Source organism: Alteromonas sp. I10 (assembly GCF_003201515.1).
Taxonomy (GTDB): domain Bacteria; phylum Pseudomonadota; class Gammaproteobacteria; order Enterobacterales; family Alteromonadaceae; genus Alteromonas; species Alteromonas macleodii.
The window spans coordinates 50,805-74,346 of the sequence record NZ_QJJN01000002.1; the positions used below are offsets into that span (position 1 = coordinate 50,805).

Annotated in this window: 18 protein-coding genes; 8 read left to right on the forward strand and 10 right to left on the reverse strand. The window is 45.0% G+C overall.

Annotation, left to right across the window (positions count from 1 at the left end; genetic code table 11):
* Positions 1–75 precede the first annotated feature (75 nt).
* The 8 genes from BZA03_RS04635 (at position 76) to BZA03_RS04670 (ending at position 12,113) form a co-directional block, all read left to right on the forward strand.
* Positions 76–960 carry a LysR family transcriptional regulator gene (locus BZA03_RS04635; RefSeq protein WP_014950688.1) on the forward strand — a complete coding sequence of 295 codons (885 nt, stop codon included), beginning with the start codon at positions 76–78 and terminating at the stop codon, positions 958–960.
* 266 nt (positions 961–1,226) lie between these two features.
* Positions 1,227–2,543: a PAS domain-containing methyl-accepting chemotaxis protein gene (locus tag BZA03_RS04640; RefSeq protein ID WP_110288105.1), complete on the forward strand. Its 1,317-nt coding sequence runs from the start codon at positions 1,227–1,229 to the stop codon at positions 2,541–2,543.
* Positions 2,544–2,723: 180 nt separating this feature from the next.
* Entirely contained in the window at positions 2,724–3,983 is a 1,260-nt protein-coding gene (locus tag BZA03_RS04645; protein ID WP_101565832.1) for a sensor histidine kinase, read from the forward strand.
* Entirely contained in the window at positions 3,980–4,657 is a 678-nt protein-coding gene (locus BZA03_RS04650) for a response regulator transcription factor (RefSeq protein WP_110288106.1), read from the forward strand. Before BZA03_RS04645 ends, BZA03_RS04650 begins: the two co-directional genes overlap by 4 nt.
* Positions 4,658–4,799: 142 nt before the next feature.
* The gene (locus BZA03_RS04655; RefSeq protein WP_110288107.1) at positions 4,800–6,317 is read left to right on the forward strand and encodes an aldehyde dehydrogenase family protein; all 1,518 of its coding nucleotides are present in this window, start codon (positions 4,800–4,802) and stop codon (positions 6,315–6,317) included.
* A 40-nt stretch (positions 6,318–6,357) separates the two neighbouring features.
* Positions 6,358–8,454: a 4Fe-4S binding protein gene (locus BZA03_RS04660; protein WP_110288108.1), complete on the forward strand. Its 2,097-nt coding sequence runs from the start codon at positions 6,358–6,360 to the stop codon at positions 8,452–8,454.
* Positions 8,423–9,613, forward strand: coding sequence for a nitric oxide-sensing protein NosP (gene nosP / locus BZA03_RS04665; RefSeq protein WP_014980253.1), 1,191 nt, complete (start codon positions 8,423–8,425; stop codon positions 9,611–9,613). The genes BZA03_RS04660 and nosP overlap by 32 nt, the downstream gene beginning before the upstream one ends.
* Entirely contained in the window at positions 9,600–12,113 is a 2,514-nt protein-coding gene (locus BZA03_RS04670; RefSeq protein WP_014977373.1) for an ATP-binding protein, read from the forward strand. The genes nosP and BZA03_RS04670 overlap by 14 nt, the downstream gene beginning before the upstream one ends.
* Positions 12,114–12,169: 56 nt before the next feature.
* Here the strand turns inward: BZA03_RS04670 and BZA03_RS04675 are convergent, their stop codons facing one another.
* The 10 genes from BZA03_RS04675 to pqqA all read right to left on the reverse strand — a co-directional run bounded on the left by BZA03_RS04675 (position 12,170) and on the right by pqqA (position 23,527).
* Complete coding sequence (locus tag BZA03_RS04675; RefSeq protein ID WP_014950680.1) at positions 12,170–12,829, reverse strand: response regulator transcription factor; 660 nt, start codon at positions 12,827–12,829, stop codon at positions 12,170–12,172.
* A gap of 272 nt (positions 12,830–13,101) precedes the next feature.
* The gene (locus tag BZA03_RS04680) at positions 13,102–13,962 is read right to left on the reverse strand and encodes a hypothetical protein (protein ID WP_110288109.1); all 861 of its coding nucleotides are present in this window, start codon (positions 13,960–13,962) and stop codon (positions 13,102–13,104) included.
* Between the two features lie 200 nt (positions 13,963–14,162).
* The gene (locus BZA03_RS04685; RefSeq protein ID WP_110288110.1) at positions 14,163–15,392 is read right to left on the reverse strand and encodes a porin; all 1,230 of its coding nucleotides are present in this window, start codon (positions 15,390–15,392) and stop codon (positions 14,163–14,165) included.
* Between the two features lie 281 nt (positions 15,393–15,673).
* Positions 15,674–18,172, reverse strand: a complete 2,499-nt coding sequence (locus tag BZA03_RS04690) for a TonB-dependent receptor (RefSeq protein WP_110288111.1) — start codon at positions 18,170–18,172, stop codon at positions 15,674–15,676.
* Positions 18,173–18,292: 120 nt separating this feature from the next.
* Positions 18,293–20,077, reverse strand: a complete 1,785-nt coding sequence (locus BZA03_RS04695) for an insulinase family protein (protein WP_110288112.1) — start codon at positions 20,075–20,077, stop codon at positions 18,293–18,295.
* A gap of 88 nt (positions 20,078–20,165) precedes the next feature.
* Positions 20,166–21,326 (reverse strand): pyrroloquinoline quinone biosynthesis protein PqqE, encoded by a 1,161-nt coding sequence (gene pqqE / locus BZA03_RS04700; RefSeq protein WP_110288113.1) that lies wholly within the window; start codon positions 21,324–21,326, stop codon positions 20,166–20,168.
* Positions 21,316–21,705: a pyrroloquinoline quinone biosynthesis peptide chaperone PqqD gene (gene pqqD / locus BZA03_RS04705; RefSeq protein ID WP_069944927.1), complete on the reverse strand. Its 390-nt coding sequence runs from the start codon at positions 21,703–21,705 to the stop codon at positions 21,316–21,318. Before pqqD ends, pqqE begins: the two co-directional genes overlap by 11 nt.
* A complete protein-coding gene (pqqC, locus tag BZA03_RS04710; protein ID WP_076012934.1) occupies positions 21,705–22,460 on the reverse strand; it encodes a pyrroloquinoline-quinone synthase PqqC in 756 nt (251 codons plus the stop codon). The genes pqqD and pqqC overlap by 1 nt, the downstream gene beginning before the upstream one ends.
* A gap of 2 nt (positions 22,461–22,462) precedes the next feature.
* A complete protein-coding gene (gene pqqB, locus BZA03_RS04715) occupies positions 22,463–23,383 on the reverse strand; it encodes a pyrroloquinoline quinone biosynthesis protein PqqB (protein WP_110288114.1) in 921 nt (306 codons plus the stop codon).
* 72 nt (positions 23,384–23,455) lie between these two features.
* A complete protein-coding gene (gene pqqA, locus BZA03_RS20680; RefSeq protein ID WP_071953288.1) occupies positions 23,456–23,527 on the reverse strand; it encodes a pyrroloquinoline quinone precursor peptide PqqA in 72 nt (23 codons plus the stop codon).
* Positions 23,528–23,542 lie beyond the last annotated feature (15 nt).

Below are 23,542 nucleotides of genomic sequence, written 5' to 3' on the forward strand. Positions count from 1 at the left end.
CAATATTGAAACCTTGTGTTTGCAAAGACAATACATATACTTGCAGTATGGTGCTGTAAAAATGCAGGTGTTTAAGTGAATTGGGACGACATGCGTTTGTTTCTTGGTTTGGCAAGAAATGGTCGTGTAGCTATTGCAGCTAAAGGCTTGAAGGTAGACCCTACGACATTAATTCGTCGTGTAAAAAAACTGGAGGACTCATTAAATTGCAAGTTGTTCGAGCTAACTAAAAAGGGGTATGTGCTTACCACCCATGGCAGTGAGCTAGTTACGTATATTGAAAAAGCAGAGCATTACTTTCTAGAGGCACAAAATGAATTAGGTGATGAACGCTCGCATTTGGCAGGTACGATCAGAGTGAGTGTTTCTGAAGGTTTCGGTAGCTGGTTTTTAGCGCCTTTACTACCCGATTTTAAAAAGCAGTATCCGGGGATCAGTATTGAGCTTGTGGCAACCAGCGGCTTTTTAAACCTGAACAAACGAGAAGCCGATATGGCTATCTTGTTAGAAAAGCCCAGTAAAGGCTTGCTGGTTACACAAAAATTAACTGACTATAACCTCTATCTTTATACCCACCAGTCCCTTATCAGCGACAACGAACCACGAACATTACAAGAGCTCACCGCCTTCAATTTAGTGAGTTACGTGCCCGATTTGGTGTATGCGCCTCAATTAAAGTTCATTGAAGAGACTGCTTTGTCACAATTGAGTGCGCTTCGCAGCACCAGTATTAATGCGCAATATCAAATGCTTGTAAATGGCGCAGGGGTAGGCATTTTACCTAAATTTATGGCTGAAACTCAGCCAGGCTTAGTTCGACTCATTGAAAACGAGATTCATATTAAGCGTACATTCTGGCTGGCCACACACAAAGAGACTCATTCTCAGGCACGCTTTCAGGTATTTACAAAATGGCTTACAGATAAAGTTACGCAATACCATTCAAAATTTCTCGACTAAAAAATTAGACGTTTATCTACTGTCTTTTGCAGGGTAAATATGTAAAAAATAGCGTAGCAGCGTCGAAAAACTCGCCACGCATTAATACAAGTGGCTGAATGTGGTCTAGGCTTTAATAAATTAGGCCGACACGTCCTAGTTAAAAAGACATTGTCTAGCGAACCGTTTGCTAAACCTTGTGTAGATTAATCAAATTATCGTTAAGGCAAGGTTAGTTACTGCCGATAAACGGCATATTACTGTAATTCTCTGTCAGGGAAGGCCCTATGTTCAATAAACACTTAGTGAAAGAAAACGAAGCGCTTCGCGAGGAGCTACATATACTCAAGCAAGTGCGAGATGGCTTGCGCGAAGAAATGATCTTTCTGAATCTTAATGAGCGTGGTGAAATTGAAGCCGTCAACGAGATGTTCGAGAAAGAGCTAGGTTACTCACTCTCTCAAGTGAAAGGGCATCGTTTCTTTGAATTTGTTCCCGAGATTGCCAGAAACACGCCTCACTTTAAAAAACTGAAAGATTCTATCGAGCAGCGTGTTCATTACTGGGGGGCGATTGAGTTTCTTCGTGAAAATGGTGAAGAAGCGTGGTTAAGGGGCGTAGTTGAACCTATTTTTGACGGAAAAGGGAATATTCACAAATTCTCAGTTAACCTCAACGACCTCACGCGCACTATAGCCAACTCGAAAGAACACGAAGATTTGGTGGCCGCACTACATAAGTCAAATGCAGCGATTGAATTCGATTTAAACGGCAATATTCAAGACGCAAACGAAGCTTTCTTAAAAACCGTTAAGTACAGCCTTAACGATATTAAAGGTCAGCATCATAGAATTTTCTGTGACACTGAGTATGCGAATTCCCGCGAATATAAAACGTTTTGGGAGCGACTCGCTCAAGGCGAGTTTGTAGCAGGAAGATTCGAACGCTTCGACGCTCACGGCAACACTATTTGGCTGGAAGCCACCTATAACCCGATTTGTGATTCTCACGGTCGTATGTATAAAGTGGTTAAGCTGGCTACTGATATTACTGAGCAAGTGGCACGAGAAAATGCCGTGTCCAGTGCTGCTGATATCGCCTACCGTTCTTCAAACACAACGGATCAAATCGCCACACGAGGAAAGGAAGTCATTAGCGAACTGCTTTCTGAAATGTCTTCGCTGTCGCAGCAAATGGATAGGGCAAAAGAGGGAATTAATGCGTTGGACGCTCAGTCTCAACAAATTGCCACTATTATCGGAAGTATCAGTGCTATTGCCGAACAAACCAACTTGCTTGCTCTAAATGCTGCGATTGAGGCGGCACGTGCTGGCGATCAAGGGCGAGGTTTCGCTGTAGTTGCTGACGAGGTGCGTCAGTTAGCATCGCGTACAACCGAAGCCACAGAAGAAATCATCAATGTGGTTAAACACAACCAGACATTGGCCACCGACGCAGTAAATTTGGTTAATGAAGGTGATGAAAAGGCGCAATCAGGGCTCAACTACGCCAAAGAGGCGGGTGAAGTTATCGAACAAATTCAAGACGGTGCGAAAGAAGTCGTTGATGCAGTAGGCCAATTCAGCAGTCGACTGGGAAGCTAGTAGCACAGAGAAACAGGCTTACCGATAAGTGTAGACTGTCTAAGTTCTTACCAAATAAAACATCGCTCAAAACAGAATTCATCCTACCTTGGTAGGATGAATTCGCCCCTATTGCAGGATGTGCTTTTTAACGTAGCCTGTATAGCATAACCCTGTAATAAAAGGCTTGCAGGGGCGGTTATGTCAGGTTTTACGAAAATATCTACAGCTATAGTGGCCGTATTCATTGGCTGCTTTTTGGTTTTTACCTGTCTGGTCTACTTCCACATACAAGATAACATTGAGGAAGAGATGACGGGCGCGCTTAATCAAGTGCGAGAAATGGTCAACCTTAATATCCCTGTTGCTGATATCGAAGCGATTGTAGAGCCTAGCCCTCACTTATCCGCCCATTATTTCACGGGGCGCCTTCAGGCAGAGCAGACCTCAGTGATGCCGACAACCGAACGTACTGCACTCACACCTGTAATCATCCCAATTCAGGAAAATCAGTATCTTATTGTTACGCCTTTTGATGCTACTGAACTCACCCAGAATCTCACTTTTTTTGCCTTGGTGGCGGGACTGTTTTTCGCAACCTTTGTCCTGTTGCTGTTTACGTTAAAAGTGGCGGTTAAGCAAAGGTTAGTGCCGCTAAATCAGCTCGCTGACGCGTTATCTGAGCTACGAGAAGGCAAGGAATCACAGCCCCTGGCACATTCAGATATCACCGAAATGAACAGGGTATTAGACCAATTTAAGCATCTGCAAAATGCACTTAAATCAAAAGAAAAGCAGCTCATAAAAATAGATAAGCAATTAGCGCTTCTTCAAGAGCAAGAGCGTAATTACCTTGCCAGAGAGCTTCACGATAATGTGGGGCAGTTGCTGACCACGATAAAAGCCCACGCTTATATTTTGGTTAACGCAAAAGAGCGATCTGTTGTTGAACTATCGGCACAGAAAGTTCAAGTGATGTCACATCAAATAAGCGATGCAATTAGAAAACTCACTGCTCACCTACACCCGCTTGTTTTAGATAGAGTCTCTCTTCAGTCGTCGCTTGAGCGACTGGTGTACGAACAAGAAGTAGCACAGCCCGATACGCAGTGGGACGTGTCTATTAATCTAAAGCGCTATCAAGAAGATAATGAGCGAGATATTCATCTTTACCGATTTGCTCAAGAAGCCATTAACAACGTGATTAAGCATGCGAAGGCCACCAAGGTTAGCATTCAAATTTATGGCGATACTCACCGTGTTTCTGTGATGGTCAAAGACAACGGTCGGGGATTAGGGAACCACATTGTAGAAAATATTGGCATGTCTTCAATGCGCAGCCGAGCGCGTTGTATAGGAGCAAATTGCAGTGTAACGTCACCCGATGATGGCGGCGTTGCTGTATCGCTGTCCCTTACCCTTAAAAAAATGCCTCCTCTTATGGGCGCTAACGTCGCATGAATATTCTAATTGTCGACGACCACGCTGTGGTGCGTGAAGGATACAAAGCTTTACTCAATGCGATGATGCCCGACTGCCGTATTTTTGATGCTGAAAACGGCGCGCAAACCCATCGTTTATTAGCCAGTAGTGACATTGAGATCTTAATCCTAGACATAAACCTTTCAAATGAAAGTGGCCTTGTTTTAGCCAAGATTTTTTTGAAGCGACATCCAGATTTAAAAATTATCTTTTTCAGTATGTTCGAAGACAGCGTCATATTGCACCGCGCCATGCAGACCGGTGCTATGGGGTACATCTGTAAAAGTAGTTCGCCTGAAATATTGATCTCGGCAATTAAGGTCGTCGCAAAAGGGCAAAAGTATATTGAGCGAGGCCTGGCGGTAAATTTAGCCAATCAACTTCTCGATACCAATGTGGACATTGCTGCCAAATTAACAAAACGTGAGTTCGAAATATTTATTGCGATAGCAATGAATAAATCCCGCTTCGATATTGCTGATGAGTTGGGACTATCGGCTAAGACTGTCTCTAACGCGCTCACAGTCATTAAGCGAAAGCTCGACGCGGTGCCCTCCCAGTTTTCAGCCATTGCGGCTAAACACGGTTATATCGGTGATGCAGAGCTTTCAGCGTCTCAATCGGTGTCTTTTGTCGAGAAGAGTGAGAAGTAGCCATAGGTTTCCCCTCCTAAAGTAGGAGTCAAATCGGTCTATCGCATCATGGTAGGTACAACGTAAAAGTACCATTATCACACTACACAACAAACCAAGTTAGTGCGCGTGGTACGCGCAAAGTTATCAAAAGGTACTTCTTATGATTTATGCAAAGCCAGGTAGTGAAGGTTCGGTCGTAAGCTTCAAAGAAAGCTACGGTAATTTTATCAATGGCGAATGGGTAGCACCGGTTAAAGGTGAGTACTTCACCGCAACATCTCCAGTAGACGGCAGCGACATCGCACAAATCCCACGCTCAACATCTGAAGACATTGAGCTTGCGTTAGATGCCGCTCACGCTGCGAAAAAGGGCTGGGCAGATACGTCAGTAGCTGAGCGTTCTAACATTCTTCTGAAAATAGCCGATCGCATTGAAGAAAGCCTAGAGCTACTTGCCGTTGCGGAAACATGGGACAATGGTAAAGCCGTTCGCGAAACGCTTAATGCAGACATTCCGCTGTGCGCAGACCACTTCCGTTATTACGCAGGCTGTATTCGAAGCCAAGAAGGCACCATCGGTGAAATTGATAAAAACACGGTGGCGTATCACTTCCACGAACCTTATGGTGTAGTTGGGCAAATCATTCCATGGAACTTCCCGCTACTTATGGCTGCATGGAAACTTGCGCCAGCACTTGTTACCGGTAACGTAGTGGTGCTAAAGCCAGCAGAACAAACGCCAGTATCTATCTTATTGTTCGCCGAACTAATCCAAGACCTACTACCACCGGGTGTACTAAACATCGTTAACGGGTTCGGGGCAGAAGCCGGACAGGCTCTTGCAACAAGCACAAGAATCGCAAAAATTGCGTTTACTGGCTCTACACCTGTTGGCGGACATATCCTTCGCTGTGCTGCTGAAAACCTTATTCCATCTACCGTTGAGCTTGGCGGCAAGTCGCCAAACTTATTCTTCCCAGATATCATGAATCACGAGCCTGAATTTATTGATAAGTGTGCGGAAGGTTTAGTGCTTGGATACTTCAACCAAGGTGAAGTATGTACGTGTCCTTCTCGAGCGATTATTCACGAAGACATCTATGATGCATTCATGGAAAAAGTGTTGGAAAAAATTCAGAAGATCAAACGTGGTAACCCACTAGACACAGACACCATGGTAGGCGCACAGGCATCTAACGAGCAGTTCGAAAAGATCCTTAAATACATCGATATCGGTAAGTCAGAAGGGGCTCAGGTTGTCACTGGTGGTGAGAAAGAGCAGCTACCTGGCTTTGATGGAGGCTACTACATTCAGCCGACTATCTTGAAGGGTGAAAACCACATGCGTGTGTTCCAGGAAGAGATTTTTGGTCCGGTAATCGCTGTTCAAACCTTCAAAACCGAAGAAGAGGCGATTGAGATTGCCAATAATACAAGCTTCGGACTTGGCGCTGGTGTATGGAGCCGCGATGCGAATGTAGCATTCCGCGTGGGTCGAGCGATTGAAGCAGGTCGCGTGTGGACGAACTGTTATCACTTGTATCCAGCTCACGCTGCGTTTGGCGGCTACAAGAAATCGGGCATTGGCCGCGAAACCCACAAGATGATGCTAGATCACTACCAGCAGACAAAAAATCTATTGGTAAGCTACGACATCAACCCACTTGGTTTCTTCTAAGTAAACCTGAGGGCGGCGCCTACCGCCGCCCGCTACTTTTATGCGCATCGCATTTTCCTCAATCATTTTCTTGCTGTTTCTCAGCACCAATGTGTTGGCGCAGTCTGACGCGACAGACATTCCACAAGACATTTACAAAATATTTCCCAACGCTACACGCGTGGGGGAGATGCACACTGACATCAAGGTAACCCCGGTCTATCAGCTTCAGCAACTACTCGGATATGTTTTTGAGTCGAATGACTTTGTCGACTTCATAGGCTTTTCAGGCAAACCGGTTAATGTGGTGATTGGGCTAGACACACAAGGCAATGTGGTCGATCTTTTCGTCAAGCAGCATAGCGAGCCGATTTTTTTGCACGGGCTTGGCGAGAAATCCATGTTTGATTTCGTTGCTCAATATCAAGGGCACAGTGTCAAAGAACGTTTTATCATTGGTGGTAAAAGCAATGTAGGCAAAGACGCTACCTACTTTGATGGGGTTACGAAAGCCACCGTATCGGTGCTGGTTATCAACGATACCATCGTGACATCTGCATTAGCCGTTGCCAGAGCTAAGCTCGATGGCTTTGTTGCGCCTAGCAACAATATTATCAATCCAGACTTTTACGAACCTCTTACTTTTAGCGAATTGGTGGACAAGGGCTACATTCAAAAGCACCAGATTACTCAGAAAAATACCGAAGGGCTTTCGAGAGAAGTGGTTCGGGCGGTTGACGATATTCAAAGCGAGTTTGCTCTTGATGGTGACATCATTGCCGAACACTACTATGCGTTTTTAAGTCTTCCTGTTGTGGGGAGAAACCTGCTGGATGAAGAGGAATTTGCTCGGTTACAGGAAAATCTAAATCCGGGTGAAATGGCACTGATGGTACTGAATACGAAAGGGTTCAGTTTTATCAGCGATGAGTTTATTCCCCAAACCACACCTGAGCATTTACGGGTATCTCAAGGCGGTTTTCCCACGGCTATCCGCGATATCGATTTTTATAGCTTCTATGACCCAGCATTTTCACAAGCATTGCCCGACTACAACGATATCAAAGTACTTCGAGTAAAATCGAAAGGTGGGCTGTCACTTGACCAAGAAATGGAAATAGCGATTAGTGTGCCGTTTAAGCCGAGTTTCTTCGAACAAGATGAGCATCTGTTCCCTTTGAAAGTGACACTGCCTAGTGAACTATTTATGGAAAATCCTGAGGCTCAGTTAGCGAAGCCCATTCCGTTGTGGCAGAAAATTTGGAGGGACAGAACCTTAACGATAAGCATCACCGTTGTTTATCTTGTAGCGCTGTCGTTGTTTTTTGCATTCCAGCAAAGGCTAACGCCTTACACCAAGTTTGTGCATACAGTGCGGGCATTTTCCCTTGTGTTCGTGCTGTTTTTTATTGGCTTTTACGCTCAAGGGCAACTGTCTGTTGTCAACATATACACGCTGCTACTGGATATTGTCGACGGATTTTCCTTAGAGGTATATCTTCTCGACCCGGTCATTTTTATTTTGTGGAGCTTTGTATTTGTCTCGTTGTTTATCGTTGGGCGGGGACTATTTTGCGGCTGGCTTTGCCCCTTCGGAGCACTCCAGGAAATGATGGGAATACTGGCCGAAAAGCTCAGGATAAAACAAATTAGAATTAAGCCACAGCACCACAAACGGGCGCAAAAAATTAAATATGTATTGCTTATAGGCCTAGTCGCGTGCTCATTCTATTCGCTAAACCTTGCGGAGAAGCTCGCTGAGATAGAGCCGTTTAAAACGTCCATAACCCTACACTTTGTTCGATATTGGCCTTTTGTTCTGTATTCGGTTTTATTACTGCTACTTAGTTTAAAAATTCATAAAGTGTACTGCCGCTATTTATGTCCGTTGGGAGCGGGGCTTGCCATTTTGGGGCGTTTCCCTTTAGTTAAATTGCTTACACGTAAAGATGCCTGTGGTAATCCGTGTCAGCTGTGCAAACAAAAGAAATGTGGTATTGATGCTATAGAACAAGACGGCAGCATTGACTATGCTGAATGTATTCAGTGCCTTGAGTGTGTGGTTACGTTAGATAACCCTGACTTGTGCAAAATCGATAAATATAAAAAGAAAAAGGTGCCAACGCGTGTCAAAAACCTCAATCCTGTCCGCACTTAGTCAACCTGCTAATAGCAAGGTTAACGATGACAACCATTCTAGTTTATACGGTGCTAAAGAAGCCTGCCGTGATGTGGCCAATGAGATTTTAGCCAACGTTAAGTGCGATGAAATAGAGCTATTACTCTTTCATACCAGCACGCTGTTTGACTTAGACACCGTAGCAAAGGAAATCTCCGCACGTTTTCCGCACGTGAATATTGTTGGCTGCACCAGTGCTGGAGAGTTTAATAAAAATGGGTACGGAACAGAAAAACTTTTGGCCGTCGCGTTTTTGAAAAACGAATTTTCTATTGCCACAGCATTGGTGCCTAATTTAGGCGAAGTAAACTTTGATGAAGCCCACGATATTGCCAGTGGTTTGCGCCGAGCCTTACAGGGAAGGGAGCGTCGTTACGATACAGAGCAGCACTTCGTTATTTCTGTGCTCGATGGACTTACCCGCCATGAGGAACATTTTCTAGAAACCTTTGCGACCGCATTTGGCAATATTCCACACTTAGGCGGTAGCGCTGGCGACGATTTAAAGCTTGAAGCCACCTATGTGTTTTACAACGGTGAATTTCATCGAGACGCAGCAGTACTGCTGCTTGTTGGCACGGGAAAGCCCTTCACCGTATTCTCCATTGATCACATTAACTCTCCCGTATCGAAGCTGGTGGTCACCCACGCCGATCCTGAGTCGCGAACCGTGTATGAAATAAACGGTGAACCTGCTGCGCAGTATTACGCCAGTTTATTGGGAATGAAAGCTGAAGACTTAACGCCGGATGTGTTTTCCATGTTTCCCCTTGCAGTGATGGTAGGGGGCAAATATTTCATCCGCTCTATTCAAAAAGTAGATTTGGCCACTAACGCCATTACCTTCTACTGCGCGGTAGATATTGGCATTATTCTTACATTTGTTCAGCTGGGTGACTGCATTGAAGCATTAGAAAGTAAACTAGACAAGCTGCGCGCTCAGCTTGGCGAGCCCGAATTTGTCTATGCTTGCGATTGCTTTTTGCGAAGGCTCGAAATTCAACAGGGCAAAAACGACCACGAAATAAGACGGCTACAGCAAAGGTACAATGTCGCGGGCTTCAATGCCTATGGCGAGCATATTCACTCGGTTCACTTGAACCAAACGTTTACGGGGGTGTATTTTGCAGCCCAATAATCAATTTACCGACGTGGAAGCGCTCCAAAAGGCCCTTTACGAGCAACGGCGTGAAAACGAAAAGCTTGAAAAAATAAACGCAGCGCTGATGTATCGCATGGAAGAGGGTGGTTTTAATCATCATAGCTACCGCGCCTTCGAACATTCGGTTCAACTTTCTGAAAAAGTGAGTCAGAAAACCGAAGAACTGCAGTCAGTACTGCAAAAGCTGGAGCAGTCAAACGCCGAACTGGTGCGGGCGCACGAAGAAACCCATCAGGTTAAACAGCGTTTACACGACGCCATTGAAAGCACTAATCAGGCGATGGTGTTGCTAGATAGACTGGGCGGGATCATCTTCTTTAATCGGCACTTTGAAACTGTTTGGGATGACCTTTCCATTACCCCTAAAATTGGCGATAACTATTACGATATCACCCAAGCTGCCAAGCATTCCGGGGTTATTCGCCGCGCCCTGCCCGCTGATGTCGAAGGCAGGATGATCTATCAGTTGTCGAACCGGCGATGGTATCAGCTGACCAATCGACCCACGCAAGAAGGCGGGAACGTTATTCTGTTTAACGACATCACTGAAGTAAAACTGCTTGAATCGAATCGTTACGAGCAAGTCATTAAAGAGAAAAACAAGCTGTTGCAAAGCCTTATCGATAATATTGATGTTGGAATATTGCTCATTGATAAAGAAGGTGGCATTGCGTTTTGGAATAACACGTTTTTGACCCAGTCAAACGTGCCCCAGCACGTACTGGTAAACAGTAAGAATATTTATGCCCTTCAAAATAACCGTCACTGGAGCGGGCTCAACTTAAACCCGGTGGGGCCAAGTACACAGATTATCCACGAGCAACTGGTGGTTGAACGCAACATCACTACACTGCCCGACGGCAATACGCTGTGCACGTTCACCAATGTTACATCGCAGCATCACTACGCGGAAACGCTGAAGCAAAACGAAAGCTGGATCCGCATGATAACCGATAATGTACCGGCGCTTATTGCTTACATTGGTACCGATAAAAAGTTTCAATACACCAATAAAGGTTATCGCGATTGGTATGGCGTTAGTGAGCAAGACATTAATGATATGCCTATGGATAGAAGCCATCTGAAAGAGGTTTACCCTAATCTTATTCAGTACTTGCGCCGTGTTAACCAAGGCGAAGTGGTGAGCTTTCAAAGCAAAGAAAAAAATGCTCATGGCGACGTTGGCTTTTTACAGAAAGTTTATTTGCCTCATTTCAATGAATCCGGCGATATCACCGGGCACTTTGTCTTGGCGACAGACGTGTCGCAGCAGGTAGAAAGCCAACTCCAGCTTAAAGCGGCTAAAGACCAATTAGAATCGAATGTAGAAAAGCGTACCCGTGAACTCAATCACGCCAACATCGCCCTTCAAGAAGCGATTGATTCAAAGAGCAAATTTTTGGCTGCTATTAGCCACGATCTTATGCAGCCCCTTAGCGCTGCCATCTTATTCAACGAAACATTGAAAGATCAAGTGGATAGTTCATCCAGCCCCATTGTTACCGCCCTCGATAATTCACTGTCTGATTTACATGGCCTTATTCGCACGCTTATTGAAACATCCAAACTGGACGCTGGGGTGTTACAGCCCGATAAGCAGCAAGAAAATGTATTGCCGTTACTTATGCAGCTAGCCGAAGAGTTTACGCATATCAGTAAAGACTACAGTGTAGATTTTCGCTATCGCTTGAAAGAAGCCTTCGTGGTGACAGACGTGAACTTACTTTCTCGAATACTGCGAAATTTATTAATAAATGCAATGAAATACGGTGCCAACGGCAAGGTGTTACTGGCAGCACGAAAGGTGAATGAGAACCTAGAAATTAGCATCTATGATCAAGGTGTGGGTATAAGCGAAGACGATCAGAAAGTTATTTTTAAAGAGTTTTCCAGATTAGAAAACGATTTTAACTACTCTTACAGTTTGGGTCTGGGATTATACATTGTAGATAAAATGAGTAAGTTGCTAGAGCACGATATTCGAGTGCGCTCGAAAGAGGGCGTAGGCGCATGTTTCACGGTGACCATTCCTATTACCGAAGTGTGTGATACGAGTCAGGAACAAGACTATCTTTATACTTTGGAGCCATCGTTACCAGATTACGTTTTGGATAAGCATATATGGCACATTGATAACGATGCGAATATGCGCATTGCTATGCAAACGTTGTTCGCAAACTGGGACATGGAAGTAGACACCTTCTCAGGTTTTGAACAATGCAGTGCCGTAAATAATGGCAGCTTTGACGAGTGCGACATGCTTATTGTCGATTACCACCTAGATGAAGAAGAAACCGGTTTAGACATTGCGAAACGCGTAAGAAAAATCGCGCCTTCAATGCCCATTATGATTTGCACCGCTAATCACTCAAAAGCGTTAGCGAATGAACTTGAAGGCACCGACATTCAGCTGCTGCACAAACCTGTTAACTCCTCGGTGCTTAAGGCGGCGCTAGTCTCAAGCTTGAATGGCTAAAAGTATAGGACCATGGGGCCTGTTAATCTTCGGTGCATAGCAAAGAGCAACAGGTCTTAATTAAAGACGTATTGGTTAAAGTCGATATTCGCGGCACTGGCCACAACCTTTACTCGGTTGCTGGCGCCTAATTTTTTAAGAATAGATGAGACGTGAGACTTAACCGTGGTTTCAGAAATATTAAGCTCGTAGGCAATAACTTTATTGGCTAACCCTTGAGTTAGATATTTCAGTACGGTCAGCTCTTTTCGTGTTAATGAACGAATTTGCTCCGGCGAAATACCGTTGTCATTGGTCATGCGTGTTCTGGTAGACGGCGTTCTCAATATCTCTGATGGTAAACACACGTTCCCTTCAAAAATACTCTCGATAGATGTGGCGATTTCTTCAATCTTGCTGCTTTTTGAAATAAAGCCAACGGCACCATAAGAAATGGTTTGCAGTATATTTTGCTTTTCCGTTTCAGCGGAAATAATCACTACAGGTACGTTAGGGTGTTGGTTTCGAATTTCTAAAAGTCCGTTTAGGCCACAGGTTTCCGGCATATTTAAATCAAGCATGATTAAGTCGAACTTTGCGTCTTGCTCTAGTAACGTTAACGCTTCAGAAATTGAATTGGCTTCGAGGGTTTCTGAGTCGGGAAACTTTTTCCCTAAGATAGTAATCATTGCGTGACGAAAAATAGGGTGGTCGTCAATTATCAAGATACGGTGCATGGTCTTTCCCTCAGCTAAAAAAGCGACATTTGCCGCTGGCCTTGTGACTTATTTGGGCTGGCGTTTTATTCACACATAAGCCTTGTAGTAAGACAAAATTATGGCGTAAATGAAACGCTTCAAAGTGACCAAGTTCCCCGAAATATTAAAAGCTAAACAGTCACTTCACGTGTTTACAATGTTAACATTAATATAACATTAAATCAGGCCTAATAAGACCAATGGCTTATAATAAAAAAGCACGTAAGACCAGTACTGACGGGACTTTCGTTCTATAACTCGTCAAGTAACTGCCTTCTTTTTTCGGCGTATTCTGTTTCACTAATTAGGTTTGCCTTTTTTAGTGCGTCTAACCGTTTAAAACGAGCAACGATATCGTTCTCTGCTGGTAAGGGGGCCGAGCCAGCTACGTCTTTCTTACTGGGTGTGTTTTCCCTATTCGCTGGGGAAAGTGTTTCCTTTTCTAAAGGTGCTTCAAATGCCAGCTGAGTCGGTGCGACCACCCAATCGAAGCGATTTTCCGTTTTTAGTTCTATACCAGGTGCGGAAAAAGAAAGTGGGGAATCGAATGAGAACTTTGCTTGTTTCCGGTTACCAAAATCAAAGTCGTATTTTACCAAGCCCTGAGAAGTAGGATCATAAGCCATTTCGTAGGCTTTATTGGCTACTTTGTCGAACTCGCCAATAAGAATATTGAGCTGGTCGTCTGCAACGAAAATACTGCCTGCAACGTAATACGTTTGGTTTTTAAGGCCTGCCAAATAGCGCTTCTCTTTACTAAGGGCAAAAATTACGTCTTGCTGAGCAGTCGCTGTTCGCAGCGCCTCAGGCAGATAGGCGGCAAGTAACGCAACTTGTTCGTTGGAAAAAAGCGGTGTTGACGTATTTTTATTCTTAACCACCTGAATAGCGCTAAGTATGGCGGATACATCCTGCTCTTGCAGCGTAAAGGGGTGCTGGTTGGCACGCATGTCACTGTCTGTTTCGTTTTGCTTTTCAACAAGGCGAATAAAATTGTTTTTGTCCTCCTGAAATATGACCTGTGCGTCTGCGATATGTACTGTCGTTATGAAGAGTAGGGCTAACAGAATGGGTTGAGCTGAACGTAATGAAAATAGAGATATATTTTTCATGATCTTTCCTTTTTCAATAGGAAAAGCGAGAGTGAATCTCGCTTTTTTATGTCATATCTTTTAGCTTAATTTTAATTTCTTAATTAAGTGTAAAATTAATCAGTTTTTTATCATTAATTAAATGAATCGAGTAATTTTTAAGTTTCAGAGTAATTAGATATAAGTTCAATGTTAAAATATGACTGATTTTTAATTCTCAATTAAAAGAACACAGTGCCACCTAGTTGAATTAGGGTTAAGTCTTCTGCGCTGTTGTAAATTCCTTGCGCAGATTCTGAACCATCAATATCTAAACTTAGATTTTCGTATTTCGCGTACACCAAGAAGCGCGATCCAAAATATTGTTCTGCTGCAACGCCCCACTGACTAAGCTCTGAGCCGGTAACGCCATCTAAATGAGCCATGCCGTATTGGTCGTTATAACTGGCATATTCAGCATAGAAAGCAGAATCACCAAAGCGATTAAACTGTTTTCTTATGCCTGCTTTAAAGTAATAAGCATCTGTATCGTCACCCGACCCAACAATCGCATCGTCAGCTTCTTCCATCTGATAAGTGGCTACCCCAAATACTCCTGACTCAATATGCATGAGCCCTGCTTGCAGTTGCAGCGTAGTTGAACTGTTGCCCCCAACATTGCTACCGCCATCTTTATTCACTGAGTAACCTGCATGAAGGTTAGTTTTGAAGCCTTCGTGCTCAGCCGCATACTTAACCGCAATATCGTAAATTTCGTCGTTTGCATAACCTATTGCAATACTCACGTTGCCCATTTGAGGGAGATCGTAGCGCACACCGTTGCGATATATGCCGTTACAGTCAATACCAATACCCAAGCCAGGCGTTGCTAAGCACTGAGCAAATTGACCCCACGCGACATTGGTTGAACCTTCTTCTACGCCTCGAATAAAGAAGCCATTTGCTCTAAATAATGGAGAAATTCCCGACCAGATTGTGCCAGAAGGATCAGCTAGAACGGCAATGTTATCGGTGGGAAGGCTTTGTAAACCAATGGTGATTTTACCCCAGTCGCCACCAAAGTAGAGGCTACTGCCCAACAGGCCTATGTCGCCGCCGTTGAAGGTGTCTAAGTTATCCTGATTGGCAAACAAAAGCGGGGTTTGATGGCCACCACCGGCGTAGTTGGGTGCGCCTGAAAGAGGTTCAATAATGACCTCAAAGCCCACGTCCATGCCTTGTTCTTCCAGTTTATAATTCCCTGAAAGCGTAATACGGCTGCCTAGCGTTGTACCGTTGTCTGAAAGTTGTGCCACATCACTACCCACACCGTCGTCGTAATAGGTTAAGCCTTCATTTATCCATCCAGAGATATTCCATGAATAGGGCTCGTCCTGGGCAAAACTATGGCTACTGACTGTGCTTAAAATGGCAATAGATAAACAGGTTTTTGTAAATGTATTCTTTTTCATTTTACTGTCCCAATATTGGTAGTGTTGATTAATTACAGTGGCTTTTTATTTTTATTTTTGACTGGTTTTAATGCTTTCGGTGTCCAGTAAATTGATAATAGGTTCTATTGAATTTTGAACCATCGGCCGTAAGGCGTGTTAATCTCCTTCTTTAGTAGCGGGAAAATTAAATGTATAAATGATAAAAAACGCGACTACTGTGAAAAAGTAAGTCGCGTTTTTTTGATTTTTTTGCAGCTTTTGTGTGGATAAAAGCGCGTGTGGTAACAACTGCTATCTGATTAGAATCTCGCTTTTAGATTTACACTGACCATTCGCGGTTGTGCGGGGCCCACGAACTCTGCACCTTCTACGTCGGGATAAATGTCTTCTAATACCTCATCAGCCTCGCCATACGTGCCAAAGGTTTCATAGTCTTTGTCGAACACATTATTCACACGTAGCGATGCGGTAAATGTGTCGTTGAACCGGTACGATGCATAAATGTTTGCAATAACGTATCCGTCAATCTTTTCGTTTTCGTTAGCCTCATCGCCCCTAAAGTACTGACTAGATGCTGAAATAACTTCTGCGCCTAAACGCGCTTTATCCGTTAAGGCGTAATCTGCGTAGAGCTTGACTAAATGCTCTGGCTGGCCTGGAATTTTGTCACCTGGTGTTACGAGTCTGTCTGGACCCTGAGGGTTAAAGGGGCTAAACGACGTGAATGTTGATTCATAGGTTGCGTTAAGATAGTTGTAGTTTAACCGGTAGGTTAGTTTTTCCCACGTTGAGCCTACGCTGAATTCAACGCCCTGACGCTGGGTTTCATCAACGTTAATAAAGTATCCGCGAGAGGCAACAGAGCCTGCTTGTTGGAAGATAATGTCGTCCTTACTTCTACTGTGAAAAACATTTAGCATCAGGTCGATGTTATCAATGCGTGTGGTGTAGTTCGCTTCAATAGTTTGGGTGACCACCTGATCAAGAGGAGGATCGGCCACAAAACCGTTCGGTAAGCGGCACGGGTCGTCTTCATCTGCACAGCTTAACTCTGCTGGGCTTGGCGTTCTTGAAGACTGGCTGATTGCAAGATTCAACTGGCTTTGCTCATCAATAGTAATGTCTACACCTACCGCTGGGTTAAATTGGGTAAAACGGTGATTGCCGTCCAATGAACCTTCACCGTCATCAATCAGGTCTTCCATAACAATATGGTCTCGGTTAAAACGTCCACCAAGATTGAGTGATACGGCTGAAGAGAGCTGTGTACTATTCATGAAAAATAGCGACCATGCGGTGGTGTCTACATCTAATCTAACCCTGGCTTCTTGTGCCATGAGCCCGTCGATGGGTAAAACGGTGCGTGAGTCTTGTGCAGATTCGTTTTCCAAAATACCAAATGTAGTATCAGCGGCGTAGTTAACATCTCCTTTGGTGTAGCTGGCACCAACAATTAACTCTGAACTGAAGCCGCTTAAGGCATATTGTTTTGCTAGCTGAAAAGATAACCCAGTAGCTTTGGCGTCTGTCCGGCCCGTATTGTATGTTCCATCAAGTTCATCTGCGTCCACATCTGATATTTCGGCAAGCGCGGTGTCGTCATCAAAGCCAATGAATTCAACCGCTTCTATATCGTCGCCTTCGCCTACAACAGGCAAATCATCGTCATCATCGTCGTCGCCATCATCATCACTATCAAGCGGAGCATCATCATCATCATCGTCGTCATCATCTTCAAATTCACACAGTGTTACGCGTCCATCAGCGAACTGGCAGGCACCAAAATCACTGTCATCGCCGTTGATTGATTGAGTTTGTGTGTCGCGATAAAACATATTGGCGGTTAAAGATAAGGTGTCAGTTAAAACGAAATCACCGGTTATATTAACGTGCGTAAGTTCGTTGTTGGTCTGATCGGGGTGGGTGTAGACCGCTTCTCTTCCTTCAATATCCAGCAGTTCAATAGGCGACGCACCATTTCCGAGTAACTCGTTATCGGCCATAAAGAGGTTCATGTCGAGATGCATTTTGTCACTTTTATAGGCAAGCGATGTAAATACTTGCTGCACTTCAGATGGCGAATAGTCACGCCAGCCATCTTCCTCATAATGATTCAGGTTCACGTAATACGCCCAGTGATCGTTATGACCACCTGATTCCACAGACGCGGCTTTCTGGCCGAATTGTCCAGCCTGTAAATCTATTTCGTTGACGTTGAAGCTAAACCCTGTTTTCGTTCTTAGCGCAAGGGCGCCGCCTAGCGTGTTTTGGCCAAACAGAGGGTTTGAACCAGAGTACAAAGAAACGGTATCTATAGCATCTAGAGGCATTAGGTCCCAATGCACAGTATCGCCAAACGCTTCATTAACCCGACCGCCGTTTAAGTACACCGAAATGCCCTGAGGTAGACCAAGCAGCGGAGAGGCAGTAAACCCGCGGTATTGCAGATCGGGTTGGAACGGATTGTTTTGAACATCGTTTAGGTTCACGCTTGCCAGTTGAGTTTTGAGTAGCTCCGGTAGTGAACGGTTGACGCTCCCTTCAATATCGTCTTGAGTGAGTGTCTGAACGTTACCAAATACAGCAGAGTTATTGCTGTTGGCACTAAGCGGTGTCGCTCCCTGTACCTCTATAACCTCGTAGTGGTCCATTGCATCGTTAGCTTCTGCAGCAGAGCTAAACGCATAGGTTACAGCGCTTGCAATAATCGCAAGAGCAAATGGTGAACGGGCAAGTTGATGTGTTGGGGATTGTGCAACGTTTTGGCTAGAGCTTTTAGTAGAAATTCGCGTAGGCATGGTCTTGACTGCTTCGTTATTATTTATACTTTCAGTATTGCCTTAACCATTCCCTAAAAATATCCTCCTTAAGTGGGAGGAAGTATCATAAATTGGTAGCAGTGTTTTTTCCCGAATTCCCTACGAGAGAATCGATAAAACCTTATGACACCAGTTTTCACGCTCTGTGATATTTGTGTCGCTGGCACCAAATAGAAAAAGGTTATTTTCATAGGTTGCAGCGCCCAGTGCGTAGCATTCCCCCGAGGTTCTTGGTTGCCAGAAAAGGTGGTGTACCAGTACCGCTTGTAGTCTTGACTGTTGATAGAACGCGATGCGATACACCCAGTGCGAGGCTAAATAACCAGAATCAGAATTTAGAGAAGCCGACTCTAGAGTTATTGAGGGCGATGGAATGGAAAACGGCGTTAAGTGCGAAGCAATGTGTTCAGCGTTAAAGCGTTTCAAATTGGTGGTCTTGTTGGCGAGTGGCCGCAATAAACGTGGAAGTGCAGGCAAGTGCTCTAACGCAATAAAATGTCGGTATTTAGAGGTAAGACGCGGTATTAAAAGTGACTGCTCGCTATTGGAAGCGCTGGCTTGCGCGGAAAATCCCTTACGTGCCTTTCTAATCCGCTCGAGAGCGACTGACTTTTCTGGTGAAGGTAGAGCCCCCAAATAGGAGAGCGATACCTTATTAGCACTCGCTAAATAAGCGCTTTTGGTGGCACAATCTTTGGCGGCGCACTTGTTCGAACCCAACGCATCTGTTAGTTGCGCAAAATAGTGAATAGCCGCCCCCACACCCTCTGCATGTTTATCAGTGTCTGGCATTGGCTTTGAAGGTCTAATATCAAATGAGGCAAGACACGCGGATACCACATGTTTTAGTTGTCGCAGCCTTTTATCATTATCATCGCTCACTAGCTTGTGTGTCAGATTTTGTGAAAGCTTTGGAAGTGCTTCTATCGAAAGCTCGCTTGCTGTTTCCTTCATCGCTTCGTCTGCGACGAGGCGAATTGCAAAATTGCCTTGTTGATTGATTTCGGGGTCGATAATTAAAGTGTTTTCAAGGCCTGCTACGGTGCTAAGTGTTGCTTCTTGCTGTAGTAAACCCTTTAGAAAGCACTGAGGAAACCACCAGGTTAATACATGCCTTATTGATTCGTTTTCGCCTTTTGTCGTTAGCGCATCAAGAGAGGCTTCTTTGTCTAAATGTGAGTGTTCACGTTGAGATGCGTGCTGACTCAGAGAGGCGTTTCTGTTCAGTGTTGATTCTTCGCTCAAAGCCGCTCTCTCGCTCAGGGCTGTTTCCGCGCTCAGGGCTATTTCTTCGCTCAGGGCTGTAACAACCTCTTTGCACTGCTCAAAAAAGTGGGCTGAATTACTATAAACCAGCGTGGTGATATTGCTTGGCTGATACCACTGGCGTTTGTAGTCTTGAAGCGCTTGAATGCTGTTGCTGCCTATGGTTTGTGTAAAACCACCCGCGTGTTGATAGGCATTTTTATTGGTATCGGCCAATCGAATAGCGGCGTTTAATGCATAGTCGCTGTTTGCCTCTAGCATGGCGAGCTCGTTAAAGATAACCCCGTCACGCTCTAAGATAACCTCATCGTTACCGTAATCCCGGTTAAGCAGGCCACAGTACAGGTAATTTACAGCATCAAGCAGCACGTTCGCTTTTTCAGACGAAGCGAAAAAGAAGGTGTACTCGGCGAGTGTGGTAGCGTTAATAGTAACAGGCAGAAGTGTATTGGCCGTAAAAAGTTCGTGGGCAGTTGGGTATTGGTGAGAGCGTCGAAAGCTCATGTGCTCAGCTAAATGAGACAACCCAGTGTGGCCTGCTGCAGGGGTTTTTAGCGCAAAAACAACGCTATGCACTTTTGACCCAGAGCCGGCATCAATGAAATGAAATTCAGACATACACTTTTATCATTGCGGTTTAACAGTATCTCTTTTTGTTTTGTATTTATCGCAGCGCATTCATCTCGTATTACTTGTCTCGTAGCGCTTACCTCGTAGCACTTACTTCTAGGATGGGAATCGGCTTTTCCACCTTCCGATACTGTAGTGCCTTCGACGGTGCAGTACCTGCTTTATCGGTAATGCTTTTCATCAAATGGTGATCGGGCGACTTGCTGCAAACCGGATCCGTCTTATACATATCACCTGTTAGCAGGTAGGCCTGACATCGGCAGCCGCCAAAGTCTTTATCTTTTTCATCGCAGTCCCTACAGGGCGAAGGCATCCAACTATCGCCACGGAAATGATTAAAGCTAAAGTCTTGGTGCCAAATATCGTGCAACGAGCGTTCTTTCACATTAGGAAAACGAAGGGGCAATATCTTTGCACTGTGACACGGAAGGGCACTGCCATCTGGCGTTACGGTTAAAAACGTTGTGCCCCAGCCATTCATGCACGCCTTAGGGCGAGATTCGTAGTAGTCGGGCGACACAAATATGAAGGTTGGCCCTTTACCGTTTTGCTGCGCTCGGTAGCGGTTCACTGCGGCTTCAGCTTCCTGTAGCTGCTGTGAGGTAGGTAAAAGATGGTCTCTATTTTCATAGGCCCAGCCGTAATACTGCACGGTAGCTAGCTCGACAAAATCAGCGTTCAGCTGCTCGCTGAGCGCCATCACGTCTTCTATTTCGTGAATGTTCTGCGCGGTAATGCAGAAGTTAAGCACCATAGGATAGTTGTATTGTTTTACCAACTTCGCAATTTTAAGTTTTTGTTCAAATGAGTGACGCTTGTTGCCTATTAAGTCGTTGACTTCAGCATTGGCTGCCTGAAAGCTCAGCTGAATGTGGTCAAGGCCGGCTTCTTTGAGTTTGGCAATACGTTTTTCTGTCATGCCAATGCCAGAGGTGATCAAGTTGGTGTAAAAACCCAAAGCCCGCGCATAAGCGACCAAGTGCTCTAAGTCTTTTCGAAGCAATGGCTCTCCGCCAGAAAAGCCCAATTGCACGGCGCCCATTTCCCGCGCTTCACGCAGCACACGCTCCCAATGCTCAGTAGAGAGCTCATTAAATGTTTCTTCCATGTTTACTGGGTTTGAGCAATAGGGGCAATGCAATGGGCACTGATAAGTAATTTCGGCTAGGAGCCATAGCGGAGGCGTTATGCTATTTGGTTCGTCGGTTTGTAAATCAACGTCTGTATCATTCGTCATAGCGGATCCACTTCTTTTGCTCGGCATGAACCAGAAATGCATGAACATCTTCTTCTAAGTCATCAGGTGCATCAGGGAATGCTTGGCGAAGTTCAGCACAAATGGCATTTTCCGTATTGCTGCCATCTACTCGCTTAAGAATTTCTGCCGCAGAAGGGTTAAGTTTGATCATTCCTTCGGGGAACAACAAAACATAACAACCCTGAGCTTTCTCGTACTGCATGCGAAAAAGCGGATTTAAAGAAGCTGTTTTGTCTCTTGTGCGGCCGCCCTCGTTGTTGTGACTGCTGCTATTTTCAATGTTATCTTCCACGTTATCAGCACCGACGCTATCAGCATCTAAGTGGTGCTCGGTTTGTGATTGTAAATTCGACATCATTAAAACCTCCCTATATGGCACACCCGCTGGTCGGCAATACCATCAAACGGCTTTCTCTTATATTCATAGGCAAAGCAAATGGCATCAGCAATGCTCCACAAAATATCAATTTTGAACTGCAGTATATTGAGCGCATGTTCTTGCTGTTGTCGGGTAACAAAGTGGTCAAGGGTAATCTGCAGGCCATGCTCTACATCACGGCGCGCCTGACTTAACCGCATTTGAAAGTAGGTAAAGCCTTCACTGTCAATCCATGTATAGTGCCTAGGCCAGGTATCTAATCGGCTTTGATGTATTTCAGGGGCGAACATTTCAGTTAACGATGAGCAGGCAGCCTCTTCCCACGACGCACGGCGGGCAAAATTCACATAGGCATTTACTGCAAATTTAACCGCTGGCAATAGGTGGGTTTCATCAAGTAATTCACTGCGGTTCAAGCCTACCGCTTCGCCTAACCGCAACCAGGCTTCTATGCCGCCCAGTCCGTCTTCACCTTCCCGTCCATCGTGATCGATAATTCGTTGGATCCAAGTTCTGCGTACCGATTGATCTTCGCAATTCGCTAAAATTGCCGCGTCTTTAACCGGTATCGCCATTTGATAATACAGTCGGTTGGCCACCCAGCCCTGAATTTCATCAACGCTGCAGTGTCCTTCATTCATACGTTTATGAAAGGGATGATGAATATGGTAGTAAGCGCCTTTTTCTCTCAGTTTTTGTTCGAATTCTTGTCTAGACCATGCGTGTTCTGTCATTACTACACCTCAATTTCCATACCGTCGTAAGCCAATTCAATACCTTGCTCACACAGGCTGTGATAAGCACTGGAGTCTTCGTCAAGCACGCGATTTGTGTTGTTGATATGAATTAGTACTTTACGCTTAACGTTAAATTCATTTAGCAGCGCAATGGCTCCGCCCTTTCCATTAACCGGCATGTGTCCCATATCGGTGCCCAGCTTGTTGCTAAAGCCGTGATCTATCATTTCTTCATTGGCCCACAGCGTACCGTCAAATAGCACGCAGTGAGATTCGCGCATTACTTGTTTTACTGTGTCGTTTGCCTGCATACATCCCGGCGCGTAAAAAAGCACGTTGCCCGTGGTGTCGTCAGTTATCTTCAGGCCGATATTGTTGCCCGGCACAATGTTGTCGCGATACGTCGAATAAGGGGGCGCATTAGACTCTAATACCACAGGTTGGAAAGTCAGGCCTTCTGCCCCCTTTGGTACAAAGTGTTGATGATAATCGGTATTAATTGAATGCTGTTGTAGTCCGCCGTGCCAGTGTTTTAATACGGTAAAAAGCGGGAAGCTGGTGGTTAGGTCTTCGGCCACAACATCGGTACAATAAACGGGAAGGGGTAAACCTTCGCGCAAAGTTAGCAGGCCTGTAGTATGGTCTATTTGACTGTCGGTAAGCACAATTGCGCTTATGCGTGTGCCGCGAGACACATGGGCGTCGGGCCACAGCTGCGGGTGGCTATTTATCTGCTCCCGTAAATCGGGGGAGGCATTAATGAGAACCCAATTTTTACCATCGCTACTGACAGCAATGCTCGACTGTGTTCTGCCTTTCGCCTTTATTTTACCTTCGCGTAAACCCTTACAATTGGGGCAGTGGCAGTTCCATTGCGGAAATCCACCCCCGGCGGCAGCACCAAGAATCAATACGTGCATAACAACTCCATACTACAAGTAAAAAAAGGCTGCGTCGGCAGCCTTTTTGTTCATCATCCCAGAGGGCGTTGCCTAGCGGTTATTGATGTAAAGAGTTACTTCAAAACCAAGGCGCATTTCTGTGTATTGGGGTTTAGTCCACATAATTGTTCCTCTTCT

Excerpts from the sequence above, each read along its gene's own strand:
- BZA03_RS04640 (WP_110288105.1), top strand. The coding sequence starts at position 1,227 with ATGTTCAATAAACACTTAGTGAAAGAAAACGAAGCGCTTCGCGAGGAG.
- BZA03_RS04645 (WP_101565832.1), top strand. The coding sequence starts at position 2,724 with ATGTCAGGTTTTACGAAAATATCTACAGCTATAGTGGCCGTATTCATT.
- BZA03_RS04650 (WP_110288106.1), top strand. The coding sequence starts at position 3,980 with ATGAATATTCTAATTGTCGACGACCACGCTGTGGTGCGTGAAGGATAC.
- BZA03_RS04655 (WP_110288107.1), top strand. The coding sequence starts at position 4,800 with ATGATTTATGCAAAGCCAGGTAGTGAAGGTTCGGTCGTAAGCTTCAAA.
- BZA03_RS04660 (WP_110288108.1), top strand. The coding sequence starts at position 6,358 with ATGCGCATCGCATTTTCCTCAATCATTTTCTTGCTGTTTCTCAGCACC.
- BZA03_RS04675 (WP_014950680.1), bottom strand. The coding sequence starts at position 12,829 with ATGCACCGTATCTTGATAATTGACGACCACCCTATTTTTCGTCACGCA.
- BZA03_RS04680 (WP_110288109.1), bottom strand. The coding sequence starts at position 13,962 with ATGAAAAATATATCTCTATTTTCATTACGTTCAGCTCAACCCATTCTG.
- BZA03_RS04685 (WP_110288110.1), bottom strand. The coding sequence starts at position 15,392 with ATGAAAAAGAATACATTTACAAAAACCTGTTTATCTATTGCCATTTTA.
- BZA03_RS04690 (WP_110288111.1), bottom strand. The coding sequence starts at position 18,172 with ATGCCTACGCGAATTTCTACTAAAAGCTCTAGCCAAAACGTTGCACAA.
- BZA03_RS04695 (WP_110288112.1), bottom strand. The coding sequence starts at position 20,077 with ATGTCTGAATTTCATTTCATTGATGCCGGCTCTGGGTCAAAAGTGCAT.
- pqqE (WP_110288113.1), bottom strand. The coding sequence starts at position 21,326 with ATGACGAATGATACAGACGTTGATTTACAAACCGACGAACCAAATAGC.
- pqqD (WP_069944927.1), bottom strand. The coding sequence starts at position 21,705 with ATGATGTCGAATTTACAATCACAAACCGAGCACCACTTAGATGCTGAT.
- pqqC (WP_076012934.1), bottom strand. The coding sequence starts at position 22,460 with ATGACAGAACACGCATGGTCTAGACAAGAATTCGAACAAAAACTGAGA.
- pqqB (WP_110288114.1), bottom strand. The coding sequence starts at position 23,383 with ATGCACGTATTGATTCTTGGTGCTGCCGCCGGGGGTGGATTTCCGCAA.